At 69.0% G+C, this 12,929-nt stretch carries 10 protein-coding genes; 1 reads left to right on the top strand and 9 read right to left on the bottom strand.

Annotation, left to right across the window (positions count from 1 at the left end; genetic code table 11):
* Positions 1-2: 2 nt before the first annotated feature.
* On the top strand, positions 3-1,538 hold the full coding sequence (locus OG432_RS04860) for an MFS transporter (RefSeq protein ID WP_328308068.1): 1,536 nt from the start codon (positions 3-5) through the stop codon (positions 1,536-1,538).
* A gap of 342 nt (positions 1,539-1,880) precedes the next feature.
* On the opposite strand, the gene pssA is transcribed toward OG432_RS04860, so the two are convergent.
* The 9 genes from pssA to OG432_RS04815 form a co-directional block, all read right to left on the bottom strand.
* Positions 1,881-2,735 (bottom strand): CDP-diacylglycerol--serine O-phosphatidyltransferase, encoded by an 855-nt coding sequence (gene pssA / locus OG432_RS04855; RefSeq protein ID WP_328308066.1) that lies wholly within the window; start codon positions 2,733-2,735, stop codon positions 1,881-1,883.
* A complete protein-coding gene (locus OG432_RS04850; protein WP_328308064.1) occupies positions 2,722-3,378 on the bottom strand; it encodes a phosphatidylserine decarboxylase in 657 nt (218 codons plus the stop codon). The genes pssA and OG432_RS04850 overlap by 14 nt, the downstream gene beginning before the upstream one ends.
* A gap of 173 nt (positions 3,379-3,551) precedes the next feature.
* The gene (locus OG432_RS04845) at positions 3,552-4,757 is read right to left on the bottom strand and encodes an acyl-CoA dehydrogenase family protein (protein WP_328308062.1); all 1,206 of its coding nucleotides are present in this window, start codon (positions 4,755-4,757) and stop codon (positions 3,552-3,554) included.
* Positions 4,758-4,759: 2 nt separating this feature from the next.
* A complete protein-coding gene (locus tag OG432_RS04840) occupies positions 4,760-5,320 on the bottom strand; it encodes a MaoC family dehydratase (protein WP_328308060.1) in 561 nt (186 codons plus the stop codon).
* Between the two features lie 2 nt (positions 5,321-5,322).
* Positions 5,323-6,339 carry an HpcH/HpaI aldolase/citrate lyase family protein gene (locus tag OG432_RS04835; protein WP_328308057.1) on the bottom strand — a complete coding sequence of 339 codons (1,017 nt, stop codon included), beginning with the start codon at positions 6,337-6,339 and terminating at the stop codon, positions 5,323-5,325.
* Positions 6,336-8,363 carry a protein meaA gene (locus tag OG432_RS04830; protein WP_328308056.1) on the bottom strand — a complete coding sequence of 676 codons (2,028 nt, stop codon included), beginning with the start codon at positions 8,361-8,363 and terminating at the stop codon, positions 6,336-6,338. Before OG432_RS04830 ends, OG432_RS04835 begins: the two co-directional genes overlap by 4 nt.
* 15 nt (positions 8,364-8,378) lie before the next feature.
* Positions 8,379-9,716, bottom strand: a complete 1,338-nt coding sequence (gene ccrA / locus OG432_RS04825; protein ID WP_328308054.1) for a crotonyl-CoA carboxylase/reductase — start codon at positions 9,714-9,716, stop codon at positions 8,379-8,381.
* 429 nt (positions 9,717-10,145) lie between these two features.
* A complete protein-coding gene (locus OG432_RS04820; RefSeq protein WP_328308051.1) occupies positions 10,146-10,967 on the bottom strand; it encodes a TetR family transcriptional regulator in 822 nt (273 codons plus the stop codon).
* Positions 10,968-11,040: 73 nt separating this feature from the next.
* The gene (locus OG432_RS04815) at positions 11,041-12,822 is read right to left on the bottom strand and encodes a 3-hydroxyacyl-CoA dehydrogenase family protein (RefSeq protein WP_328308049.1); all 1,782 of its coding nucleotides are present in this window, start codon (positions 12,820-12,822) and stop codon (positions 11,041-11,043) included.
* Positions 12,823-12,929: the final 107 nt, after the last annotated feature.

Raw genomic sequence — 12,929 nt, 5'->3', positions numbered from 1 at the left:
CCATGACGTCGCCCCTCGGCACGCCGCCCCTCGATCCCCGGCGCTGGCTCGTCCTCGCGATCCTGTCCGGCAGCCTGCTGCTGATCGCGATGGACACCACGATCCTCAACGTGGCCTTCCCCTCGCTGGTGAGCGATCTTCAGCCCAGCTCCGTACAGCAGCTGTGGATCATCGATGTGTACGCGCTCGCGCTCTCCGGACTGCTGGTGACGGCCGGCGCGCTCGGCGACCGCTGGGGACGCAAGCGCCTGCTGCTCGCCGGCTTCGCGATCTTCGCGCTCGCCTCCCTGATGGCGGTCTTCGCCACCGCGGCCTGGCAGGTCATCGCCGCCCGCGCGCTGCTCGGCGTCGGCGGCGCGGCCATCATGCCGTCGACCCTGTCGATCCTGCGCGACGTCTTCACCGACGCCCGCGAGCGCGCCCTCGCGTACGCGGTGTGGGCGGCCGTGTTCGGCGGCGGCATGGCGCTCGGGCCCGTCGTCGGCGGGCTGCTCGTCGAGCAGAACGGCTGGCAGTCCGCGTTCCTGCTCAACGTGCCGGTCGCCCTGGTGATCATCGCCTTCGGCGCCTGGATCCTGCCCGAGTCCCGACAGCCCCGCGAGGGCCGCTGGGACTGGTGGGGCGTGGGGCAGTCCGTGGTCGGCATGCTCGCCCTGGCCGGCGGAATCAAGCAGCTGGGCAAGGGCGGCCCCGCCGACCCGGTGGCCTGGGTGCTGCTGGTGGTGGCCGCGGTCGCGCTCACGGTCTTCGTACGGCGTCAGCTGCGCCTGGCCCAGCCGCTCTTCCACGTCCGGCTTTTCACCAACCGGTCCTTCAGCATCGCCGCGGCCTCGATCTTCCTCGGAATGATCGCGCTCGGCTCCGCGCTGTTCCTGGTCACCCAGTGGTTCCAGTACGGCCAGGGCTACAGCCCCCTGGAGGCCGGTGTCCGTCTGCTTCCGGCGCCGCTCGGCCTGGTCGTCACGTCCCTGGTGACCCCGGTCCTCATGCACCGCCTGCCGATCCGGCACGTCATCGGAGGCGGGCTGCTCCTAATGACCGCGGGGCTCGCGCTGCCCTGGCTGTTCCAGCAGTCGGGTCCGCTGGCCTACCCCGGAGTCGCCGTGGCGCTCGGCGTGCTCGGCTGCGGTGTCGGCATCGCCACCACCGCCGCCTCCGTGACCCTGATGGCCTCCGCGCCCAAGGAACACGTCAGCGGCGCGGCAGCCGTCGAGGAGACCTGCTACGAGTTGGGCGCGGCGATGGGCGTCGCCATCCTCGGCAGCGTCGCGGCGGCGCTGTACCGCGGCCACCTGCCGGATCTCGCTCTGGACGGGCCCACGACCGCGTCCGTACGCGACTCGGTCGGTGAGGCGGCACACGTGGCCTCCTCCATCGGCGGGCCGGGCGGCGCGCTGCTCCTGGAGAAGGCCTCGACGGCGTTCACCCTGGGCATGACCCCCACGTTCCTCCTGGCGGCGGCGCTGCCGCTGGCCGCGGCGGTGCTCGCCTGGGCGAAGATCCCGGCCGGCCTCCGCCCGACGGAGAGCACCCACTGACCGCCCCCTCCCCGGGGCTCCGCCCCGGACCCCGTTCGCCACCTGAAGGGTGCTCGTCCTCAATCTCCCCCAAGGCCTTGAGGGCCAGGGGGGACCCCCATGACAGGCTGGGTATGCCTCCACCGAGCCCCGTAAGGGGCGCGGGGAACTGCGCGAGAAGCGAGCACGGTCCGCACACGAAGGCGGGGTTAGAGGCGCGGGGAACTGCGCGAGAAGCGGCCTCCGCTCGCAGCCGGACGACAGGCCCGCCCCGTGCGACGGGGAGCCCGCCCCGGCCGGCGGGGATACGAAAAGGGGCCCCGGGTTCAAGAACCCGGGGCCCCCTTTCAGCCGTGTGAGCGACTACGGCAGCTGCGCCGCCCGCGCCTCGCGCCGATTGTCACGGAACGTGTTCACTCGGCGGGCCGTCGCGAAGAGGGGGATCGTGGCGGCCAGGACGATCTGCAGCGCACAACCGGTCTGGAGCAGCATCTGACCGCCGGGAGCGTCGAACGCCCACGCCGCGAGCAGCCCCATCGCCCCGATGATCCAGCTGAGCATCGCCACCGCGAGGATCCCCCGCGGCTTCGGGTACTCGACCCGGCTCACCATCAGCCAGGCGACTCCTATGACGGCGAGCAGCGTCGGGACGAACGGCAGCTCCAGCAGCACGATCGAGACGACCGTCAGCGCGCCGAACGGGCTCGGCATGCCCTGGAACATGCCGTCCTTCATCGTCACGCACGAGAAGCGCGCGAGTCTCAGCACCACGGCGAGCAGCACGGTGATCGCCGCCACCGCCGCCACCCGCTGGTGGGCGTCGTCCGCGACCATGCCGTACACGAGCACGAAGTAGGCCGGGGCGAGCCCGAAGCTGATGAGGTCCGAGAGGTTGTCCAGCTCGGCGCCCATCGGGGAGCTGCGCAGCTTGCGCGCGACCAGACCGTCACAGAGGTCGAAGATCGCGGCGAGCAGCATCAGGATCACGGCGGTCGCGGCGGAGTGCCGCGCCATGCCGGTCTCCTGGCTGCCGGAGAGGTGCGGGATGAGGATGCCGGTGGTGGTGAAGTACACCGCCATGAAGCCGCACGTGGCGTTACCGAGGGTGAGGGTGTCCGCTATCGACAGACGCAGCGACAGCGGCATCTCCTCGACGTCGTCGTCGGACTCCGCCTCGGGGACCCAGCCGGCCTGCGTCTCGGGATCAACCACGGTCAATTCGAGTCACCCCCGCGGTGGTCGCCTGCCCGACCTCGACCGCGACCTCGACACCCTCGGGGAGGTAGATGTCGACCCGCGAGCCGAAGCGGATCAGGCCGATGCGCTCACCCTGCTCGACCTTGGTGCCCTGCGGCACGTACGGCACGATGCGGCGCGCGACGGCGCCGGCGATCTGGATCATCTCGATGTCACCGAGCTCGGTGTCGAAGTGCCAGACGACGCGCTCGTTGTTCTCGCTCTCCTTGTTGAACGCCGGAACGTAGCCACCGGGGATGTGCTCCACCGACGTCACCGTGCCCGCGAGGGGCGCGCGGTTGACGTGGACGTTCAACGGGCTCATGAAGATCGCGACGCGGGTACGCCCGTCCTTCCACGGCATGATGCTCTGCACCACACCGTCGGCGGGGGAAATGACCCGCCCCTGCGTGATCTCACGCTCGGGATCGCGGAAGAACCACAGCATGCCCGCCGCGAGCGCGGTGGTGGGCACGGCCACGATCGCGGCGCCCTTGGAACGGCGGGAGCGGGCGAGGCTGATGGCTGCGGTGGCGACGGTCGGCAGAAGCCACGGCGATGCTCCGCGAGCAAGGCGTCCGTTGAGGAAGCCGTCGCGTGGTGCAGAGGTTTGGCTGTGGGGCATGGATGACCTTCGTAGCGGATGATGCCGCGCTGGCAACGGGGGACGGCGGCAGGTTTACCGGCGATGGTATCGGTTGCGAGCCGCAACTGGGCAAGCCAGAAGCCGAGTCGGCGGCCGGAAGGCGATGACAGGGTGTGATGTTCTTCGCGGCCGAACCGACTCAAAAGCGACAATCAACCCTGGAACCGGTACTCCTCAAGAAGTCGGCGCCCAATGATCATTTTCTGGATCTCGGCGGTACCTTCACCGATGAGCAGCATCGGCGCCTCGCGGTACAGGCGCTCGATCTCGTACTCCTTGGAGAAGCCGTAACCGCCGTGAATGCGGAACGCGTCTTCGACCACCTCCTTGCAGTACTCGGAGGCGAGGTACTTCGCCATCCCTGCTTCGAGGTCGTTTCGTTCCCCGGAGTCCTTTTTGCGTGCTGCGTTGACCATCATCGCATGCGCCGCTTCGACCTTGGTAGCCATTTCGGCGAGCTTGAACTGAATCGCCTGGTGCTGGGCGATCGGCTTTCCGAAAGTGTGCCTTTGCTGGGCATAGGAGACACCCAACTCAAATGCACGCTGAGCGACTCCACAGCCACGTGCCGCGACGTTGACCCGGCCGACCTCGACGCCGTCCATCATTTGGTAAAAACCACGGCCGGTGGTCCCGCCGAGGACGCGATTGGCCGGAATGCGCAGCCCGTCCATGATGAGTTCGGTCGTGTCGACGCCCTTGTAACCCATCTTGTCGATCTTGCCGGGGATGGTCAGGCCGGGCCGGACCTCGCCGAAGCCGGGCTCCTTCTCGACCAGGAACGTCGTCATCGACTTGTGCGGCGCCGTGCCCTCGGGGTGTCCTTCGTCACTCCGGCACAGGACGGCCACCAGGGACGACGTTCCGCCGTTGGTCAGCCACATCTTCTGGCCATTGAGGACGTACTCCTCGCCGTCCTTGACGCCCTTGGACGTGATCGCCGACACGTCCGAGCCGAGCGCCGGCTCCGACATGGAGAAGGCGCCGCGCACCTCGCCGAGCGCCATCCGCGGCAGGAAGGTGTCCTTCTGCTCCTGCGTGCCGTGCTGCTTGAGCATGTACGCCACGATGAAGTGCGTGTTGATGATGCCGGACACCGACATCCAGCCACGCGCTATCTCCTCCACGCACAGCGCGTAGGTGAGCAGCGACTCCCCGAGGCCGCCGTACTCCTCGGGAATCATCAGGCCGAACAGGCCCAGCTCCTTGAGCCCCTCGACGATCTGCGTCGGGTACTCGTCCTTGTGCTCCAGCCGGGTCGCGACCGGAATGATCTCCTTGTCGACGAAGTCCCGTACGGTGGACAGGATTTCCTGCTGGACGTCGGTCAGACCGGCGGTCTGCGCGAGACGGGCCATGGCTACTTCTCCGACTTCTCGACGGGCTTCTGGGCGGTCGTCGGGGCGGTCTTCTTCGCGGGCTCGACCAGCTCAGGGCGGCCGGGCTGCTCGCCGCCGCGCTCCTTGATGTACGTCTCGGTCGGCACCATCACCTTGCGGCGGAAGACGCAGACCAGGGTGCCGTCCTGCTTGTAGCCCTTGGTCTCGACGTAGACGATCCCGCGGTCCGACTTCGACTTCGACGGCGTCTTGTCGAGCACCGTCGTCTCGCCGTAGAGGGTGTCGCCGTGGAAGGTCGGCGCCACGTGCCTGAGCGACTCGATCTCCAGGTTGGCGATCGCCTTGCCGGAGACGTCCGGCACGCTCATGCCGAGGAGCAGCGAGTAGATGTAGTTGCCCACGACGACGTTCTTGCCGAAGTCGGTCGTCTTCTCCGCGTAGTTGGTGTCCATGTGGAGCGGGTGGTGGTTCATGGTGAGCAGACAGAAGAGGTGGTCGTCGTACTCGGTGACCGTCTTTCCGGGCCAGTGCTTGTAGACGGCGCCGACTTCGAACTCCTCATAGGTCCGGCCGAACTGCATGATCACGCCTCCGGGGCTTCGAACGTCGTGGTGCGCTTCATGCCTGCGGCCCGGCCCTTGCCGGAGATGACCAGGGCCATCTTGCGGCTGGCCTCGTCGATCATCTCGTCGCCGAGCATCGCGGAGCCCTTCTTGCCGCCCGCCTCGGAGGTGCACCACTCATAGGCGTCGAGGATCATCTCGGCGTGGTCGAAGTCCTCCTGCGACGGCGAGAAGATCTCGTTCGACGCCTCGACCTGACCGGGGTGCAGCACCCACTTGCCGTCGAAGCCGAGGGCGGCCGCGCGCTTGGCCACGTCGCGGTAGCCGTCCACATTGCGGATCTGGAGGTAGGGGCCGTCGATCGCCTGGAGGTCGTTGGCACGGGCCGCCATGAGGATCTTCATCAGGATGTAGTGGTAGGCGTCGGCGCCGTAGCCCGGCGGCTGCTCGCCCACGACCAGCGACTTCATGTTGATCGACGCCATGAAATCGGCGGGCCCGAAGATGATCGTCTCGGTGCGCGGCGACGCCTCGGCGATCGCGTTGACGTTGTTCAGGCCGCGTGCGTTCTCGATCTGCGCCTCGATGCCGATCTTGCCGACCTCGAAGCCCATCGTCTTCTCGATCTGGGTGAGCAGCAGGTCGAGCGCGACGACCTGGTCGGCGCTCTGCACCTTCGGCAGCATGATGCAGTCGAGGTTCTGGCCCGCGCCCTCGACGACGGTCACGACGTCGCGGTACGTCCACTCGGTCGTCCAGTCGTTCACGCGCACCACGCGTGTCTTGCCCGTCCAGTCGCCCTCGTTGAGGAACTTGACGATGGTGTGCCGGGCCTCCGGCTTCGCCAGCGGGGCGCAGGCGTCCTCCAGGTCGAGGAAGACCTGGTCGGCGGGCAGGCCCTGGGCCTTCTCCAGGAAGCGCGGGTTCGACCCGGGGACCGCGAGGCAGGAGCGGCGGGGGCGGAGCCGGTTGACCGGGGTGAGGGAGGAAGAGGGGCCGCCAGGCAGGGTGGCGGTGGGAGACGGGTGGGAGCTCATGCGGGGACCTCCAACGGGTCGAGCTTGTTCGCTTTCCGGATCTCGTCGACGATACGGCCGATGATCTCCGTGATACCGAAGTCCTTGGGTGTGAAGACGGCGGCCACGCCCGCCGTGCGCAATGCTTCGGCGTCCGCGGGCGGAATGATCCCTCCGGCGATCACCGGGATGTCGCCCGCGCCCGCCTCGCGCAGACGCACCAGGACGTCCGGCACGAGTTCGGCGTGCGAGCCGGACAGGATGGACAGGCCGACACAGTGCACGTCCTCGGCGAGGGCGGCGCTCACGATCTGTTCCGGAGTCAGCCGGATGCCCTGGTAGACCACCTCGAAGCCGGCGTCCCGCGCACGCACCGCGATCTGCTCGGCCCCGTTGGAGTGCCCGTCCAGGCCCGGCTTGCCGACCAGGAGACGCAGCCGGCCCGAGCCCAGGTCCGAGGCGGTCCGCGCGACCTTCTCACGAACCACGGCCATCGGAGTGCCCGCCTCGGCGGTGACGGCGACCGGCGCCGACGACACGCCCGTGGGCGCCCGGAACTCGCCGAACACCTCGCGCAGCGCCTCGGACCACTCGCCGGTGGTGACGCCGGAGCGCACGCACTCCAAGGTGGCCTCCATGAGGTTGCCGGTGCCCTCGGCGGCCGCCTTCAGCTTCTCCAGGGCCTTGCAGGGCCGCGGGTGGTTGAAGGGCGGCTGGTAGCGGGTGTCGCGCCAGTTCTTGAGCGAGGCGACGACGCGGGCCTCGACGGCCGGGTCGACCGTCATGATCGCGCCGTCCAGGTCGGCGGTGAGCGGGCTCGGCTCGGTCGCCTCGTAGCAGTTGACGCCGACGATCTTCTCCTCGCCGCCCTCGATACGGGCCCGCCGCTCGGCGTGCGAGGAGACGAGCTGCGACTTGAGGTAGCCCGACTCGACGGCGGCCAGCGCCCCGCCCATCTCCTGGATCCGGTCGATCTCGGCCAGACACTCCTGGACCAGCGAGTCCACCTTGGCCTCGATGACGTGCGAGCCCTCGAAGATGTCCTCGTACTCCAACAGGTCGCTCTCGTGCGCCAGAACCTGCTGGATGCGCAGCGACCACTGCTGGTCCCAGGGCCGCGGAAGCCCCAACGCCTCGTTCCAGGCGGGGAGTTGGACGGCGCGGGCGCGGGCGTCCTTCGACAGGGTCACGGCCAGCATTTCGAGCACGATCCGCTGGACGTTGTTCTCCGGCTGGGCCTCGGTCAGGCCCAGCGAGTTGACCTGGACGCCGTAGCGGAAGCGCCGCTGCTTGGCGTCCTCGATCCCGTACCGCTCCCGCGTGATCTTGTCCCAGATGCGGCCGAAGGCGCGCATCTTGCACATCTCCTCGATGAAGCGCACGCCCGCGTTCACGAAGAAGGAGATGCGGGCCACCACGTCGCCCTTGCGGTCCTCGGGGATCTGCCCCGACGCGAAGACCGAGTCGAGGACGGCGATCGCGGTGGACATCGCGTACGCGATCTCCTGGACCGGGGTGGCTCCCGCCTCCTGCAGGTGGTAGCTGCAGATGTTGATCGGGTTCCACTTGGGGATGTTGTTGACGGTGTAGCAGATCATGTCCGTCGTCAGGCGCAGCGAAGGACCCGGCGGGAAGACGTGCGTCCCGCGCGAGAGGTACTCCTTCACGATGTCGTTCTGGGTGGTGCCCTGGAGCTTGGTGATGTCCGCGCCCTGCTCCTCGGCGACCACCTGGTACATGGCGAGCAGCCACATCGCGGTGGCGTTGATCGTCATGGAGGTGTTCATCTGCTCCAGGGGGATGTCCTGGAACAGGCGCCTCATGTCACCGAGGTGGGAGACCGGGACCCCGACCCGGCCCACCTCGCCGCGGGCGAGGATGTGGTCGGGGTCGTATCCGGTCTGCGTCGGAAGGTCGAACGCGACCGACAGACCCGTCTGACCCTTGGCCAGGTTGTTGCGGTAGAGCTCGTTGGACGCCTCGGCGGTCGAGTGACCGGCATACGTCCGCATGAGCCACGGCCGATCCTTCTGACGCTCTGTCATGTGACTTCCCGGACCTCAGACGTTGCGGAAGCGGTTGATGGCGTCGAGGTGCTTCTCGCGCAGCTCGGGGTCGCTGACGCCGAGGCCCTCGCGGGGCGAGAGCGCGAGCACGCCGACCTTGCCCTGGTGCCGGTTGCGGTGCACGTCGTAGGCGGCCTGCCCGGTGTCCTCCAGGGAGTACACCTTGGAGAGCGTCGGGTGGATCTTGCCCTTGGCGACCAGCCGGTTGGCCTCCCACGCCTCGCGGTAGTTGGCGAAGTGCGAACCGATGATGCGCTTCAGGGACATCCACAGGTAGCGGTTGTCGTACTCGTGCATGTAGCCCGAGGTCGAGGCGCAGGTGGTGATGGTGCCGCCCTTGCGCGTGACGTAGACCGAGGCGCCGAAGGTCTCGCGGCCGGGGTGCTCGAAGACGATGTCGATGTCCTCGCCGCCGGTGAACTCGCGGATGCGCTTGCCGAAGCGCTTCCACTCCTTGGGGTCCTGGGTCTGCTCGTCCTTCCAGAACTTGTAGCCCTCGGCGTTGCGGTCGATGACCGCCTCCGCGCCCATGGCGCGGCAGATGTCGGCCTTCTCGGGGCTGGAGACGACACAGATCGGGTTGGCGCCGCCCGCGAGCGCGAACTGCGTGGCGTACGAGCCGAGTCCGCCGGAGGCGCCCCAGATCAGGACGTTGTCGCCCTGCTTCATGCCGGCGCCGTTGCGGGAGACCAGCTGGCGGTACGCGGTCGAGTTGACCAGACCGGGCGCCGCCGCCTCCTCCCAGCTCAAGTGCCGTGGCTTGGGCATGAGTTGGTTGGACTTGACGAGGGCGATCTCGGCGAGGCCGCCGAAGTTGGTCTCGAAGCCCCAGATGCGCTGCTCCGGGTCGAGCATGGTGTCGTTGTGGCCGTCGGAGCTCTCCAGCTCGACGCTCAGGCAGTGCGCGACGACCTCGTCGCCCGGCTGCCAGGCGTTGACGCCGGGGCCGGTGCGCAGCACGACGCCCGCGAGGTCGGAGCCGATGATGTGGTACGGCAGGTCGTGGCGCTTGGTGAGATCGCTGAGCCGGCCGTAGCGCTCCAGGAAGCTGAAGGTCGACACCGGCTCGAAGATCGAGGTCCAGACCGAGTTGTAGTTGACCGAGGAGGCCATCACGGCCACCAGGGCCTCACCCGGACCGAGCTCGGGGATCGGCACCTCGTCCAGGTGGATCGACTTGCGGGGGTCCTTGTCGCGGGTGGTGAGCCCGGCGAACATCTCCGCCTCGTCCTTGTGCACGGTGATCGCGCGGTAGGAGTCGGGGAGCGGCAGAGCGGCGAAGTCGGCGGAGGTGGACTCCGGCGACTGGATCGCGTCCAGGATTTCCTTCACGGTGTTGCCTCCGGCGAAGCGCCCATGGCGGGCGTTGAGGGTCTTCGGGGGTGGTGCTGTGGAGGTGTGCCGTCGGTTCGGCGGTGTGGTCGTTCAAGTACGGCAGCGCCTGGTGGGCGCGGGAGGTTGCCTGTGACGCAGGCGTCCGGGCTCACTCGCCGGTAGCGGCGGGTGTGGGACAGCCGGCGTACGAGGTTTCTCCGTGCGCCGGCCACCCGGACAACATCAACGTATGGCACCCCGTGCCAGGCCGCAAGACACTGCGTGCCAAGAGTTTCTCTCATGTGCGAATTGAGCGGTACAGATGAGCGATGATCGATCGTTGCAGGTCAGCGGGGTCGGCCCGCCGGGGCGCGTGGGTGCCGCCGGACAGGCCGGTGGCCGCATCCCTCCGGGAGGGATGCGGCCACCAATGGCACTGGGTGCCGCCTACGTCGTCTTGAGCGCCTGCTTGATGGTCTGCATGATCTCGTCGAGCGGCGCGTCCGTGCGGGCCACCGCGACCAGCACCTCGTCGCCGGCCGAAACGGTGGCGGCCGGCCTCGGCTTGCTGGTGCGGCCCGCTCCTATGCCGGAGCCGAAGGTCTCCCGCACGATCGCGAAGGCGTGGTCGAGCTGGCTCTCCACGTCACCCTGGCCGCCGGCCCGCAGCCAGCGGCGCAGCACGTGGTTGTGGGCGGTGACGACCGCGGAGGCCGCGACCTCCGCGAGCAGCGGGTCGTCATTGCCCGGCTGGTGGTCGTGCTCGTCGAAGTGACCGAGCAGATAGCGGGTGAAGAGGCGCTCGTAGCGGGCGACCGAGGCGATCTCCGCCTCGCGCAGCGTGGGCACCTCACGGGTCAGTTTGTAGCGGGCCACGGACACCGTGGGGGAACCCGCGTACATCTTCATGACCTCTTTGATGCCCCGGCACACGGTGTCCAGCGGATGCTCGTGCGGGGGCGCGGCGTTCAGGACCGCCTCGGCCCGTACCAGGGTGTCGTCGTGGTCGGGGAAGATCGCCTCTTCCTTGGAGCGGAAGTGGCGGAAGAAGGTCCGCCGGGCGACTCCGGCCCGCGCGGCGATCTCGTCCACCGTGGTGGCCTCGTACCCCTTCGCGGAGAACAGGTCCATCGCCGCGGTCGCCAGTTCACGGCGCATCTTGAGCCGCTGGGCCGCCGCCCTGCTGCCCGCGGCGCTCTCCGGGGCATCGGGCACGGCGTTCGTACGGGTGGACCTGACTGGCTGGGGCATGGACCGAACGTACTGCATGGGCGCGGCAGGTCGCGCCCACGGGGGCGAGCTGTCCGGAGGATCGAGCAGCCCGCCCCACCCCGCCTCCGGATCAGCGCCGGGCATACTCGCGGAATCCCCGGCCCGTCTTGCGGCCCAGGCAGCCGGCCGCGACGAGGTGTTCGAGGAGCGGCGCCGGGGCGAGGCCCGGGTCGCGGAACTCGGCGTGCAGCACCTTCTCGATGGCGAGCGAGACGTCGAGGCCCACCACGTCGAGCAGTTCGAAGGGGCCCATCGGGTAACCGCCGCCCAGCTTCATCGCGGCGTCGATGTCGTCCAGGGTCGCGTAGTGCTCCTGCACCATCTTGATCGCGTTGTTGAGGTACGGGAAGAGCAGCGCGTTGACGATGAACCCGGCGCGGTCGCCGCAGTCCACCGGGTGCTTGCGGATCTTCGCGGTGACCTCGCGGACGGTGGCGTGCACCTCGTCGGACGTGAGCACCGTGCGGACCACCTCGACGAGCTTCATCGCGGGCGCCGGGTTGAAGAAGTGCATCCCGATGACGTCCTGGGGACGAGAGGTGGCGCGGGCACAGGCGACGACGGGCAGGGAGGAGGTGGTGGTGGCGAGCACCGCACCCGGCTTGCAGATCTTGTCGAGCGTCGAGAAGAGCTGCTGCTTGACCTCCAGGTCCTCGGCGACCGCCTCGACGGCGAGGTCGACGTCGGCGAAGGCCTCCAGGGCGCCCGCGGCCGTGATGCGGTTCAGGGTCTCCTCGCGCGCCTCGGCGGTGAGCCGGCCCTTGTCGACGGAGCGCGAAAGCGACGTGCCGATACGGGACTTGGCGGTCTCGGCCTTCTCCAGGCTGCGGGCCGCGAGCACCACGTGGTACCCGGCCTTGGCGAAGACCTCGGCGATGCCGGAGGCCATGGTGCCCGAGCCGGCCACGCCGACCGAGCGGATCTCCCGGCCGCCGCCCCCGCCCGCGATCGTGTCCGGGGTCTGGGCGTCGGCCACCACGACCGCGCTGCCCTCACCCTCGTACGTGTAGAAGCCGCGGCCCCTCTTGCGGCCGGTCAGGCCGGCCTCGGCGAGGTGGCCGAGGATGGGGGCGGGCGCATGCAGCCGGTCCTGGGAGGAGGCGTACATCGCCTCCAGGACGGTCCGCGCGGTGTCGATGCCGATCAGGTCGAGCAGTTCGAGCGGGCCCATCGGAAGCCCGCAGCCCAGCTTCATCGCGGCGTCGATGTCCTCGCGCGACGCGTACTTGGACTCGTACATCGCGGCGGCCTGGTTGAGGTAGCCGAAGAGCAGCCCGTCGGCGACGAAGCCGGGACGGTCGCCCACCGCGACGGGCTCCTTGCCGAGGTCGAGGGCGAGCGCGGTGACCGCGTCGACGGCCGGCGGCGCGGTCAGCACCGACGAGACGATCTCGACGAGCTTCATGGCGGGCGCCGGGTTGAAGAAGTGCAGGCCGATGACGCGCTCGGGGTGCGCGGAATCGGCGGCGAGCCGGGTCACCGAGAGGGCGTTGGTGCCGGTCGCCAGGATGGTGGTGGGCGCGACGATGGAGTCGAGGGCGTGGAAGACCTGGTGCTTGAGCTCGTAGGTCTCGGGCACGACCTCGATGACGAGATCGGCCTCGGCCGCGGCCTGGAGGTCGGTGAAGGTACGGAACCGGGCGAGGATGTCGCCCCGCTCCTGCGCGGTGATCCGCTCGCGGGACACCGCGCGGGCCGTGGCGGCTTCGAGGGAGGCCACGGCCTGGCGGCCGGCGCGCTCACTGATGTCGATGCCGATGACCTCGCGCCCGGCGCGGGCCAGGACCTCGGCGATGCCGGTGCCCATGGTGCCGAGACCGACCACGGCGACAGTGTTCAGGGGGATGTCCATCACGGGACTCCAGGGATGAGTGACGACTGAGAGAGGGCGCACGCGACCGGCATCAGGGGGCGCTCGAATACGCCGACGGGCGCACGGCGTGCGGGAGTTGTGTCGTG

The organism is Streptomyces sp. NBC_00442, assembly GCF_036014195.1.
Classification (GTDB): domain Bacteria; phylum Actinomycetota; class Actinomycetes; order Streptomycetales; family Streptomycetaceae; genus Streptomyces.
Note: the sequence above shows the minus strand (reverse complement) of the source record. Positions and strands in the feature narration are given on the sequence as shown.

What these genes read in the sequence shown, in the direction of transcription:
- OG432_RS04860 (WP_328308068.1), top strand. Translation starts at nt 3, where the DNA reads ATGACGTCGCCCCTCGGCACGCCGCCCCTCGATCCCCGGCGCTGGCTC.
- OG432_RS04850 (WP_328308064.1), bottom strand. Translation starts at nt 3,378, where the DNA reads ATGCCCCACAGCCAAACCTCTGCACCACGCGACGGCTTCCTCAACGGA.
- OG432_RS04845 (WP_328308062.1), bottom strand. Translation starts at nt 4,757, where the DNA reads ATGGCCCGTCTCGCGCAGACCGCCGGTCTGACCGACGTCCAGCAGGAA.
- OG432_RS04840 (WP_328308060.1), bottom strand. Translation starts at nt 5,320, where the DNA reads ATGCAGTTCGGCCGGACCTATGAGGAGTTCGAAGTCGGCGCCGTCTAC.
- OG432_RS04835 (WP_328308057.1), bottom strand. Translation starts at nt 6,339, where the DNA reads ATGAGCTCCCACCCGTCTCCCACCGCCACCCTGCCTGGCGGCCCCTCT.
- OG432_RS04830 (WP_328308056.1), bottom strand. Translation starts at nt 8,363, where the DNA reads ATGACAGAGCGTCAGAAGGATCGGCCGTGGCTCATGCGGACGTATGCC.
- OG432_RS04820 (WP_328308051.1), bottom strand. Translation starts at nt 10,967, where the DNA reads ATGCAGTACGTTCGGTCCATGCCCCAGCCAGTCAGGTCCACCCGTACG.
- OG432_RS04815 (WP_328308049.1), bottom strand. Translation starts at nt 12,822, where the DNA reads ATGGACATCCCCCTGAACACTGTCGCCGTGGTCGGTCTCGGCACCATG.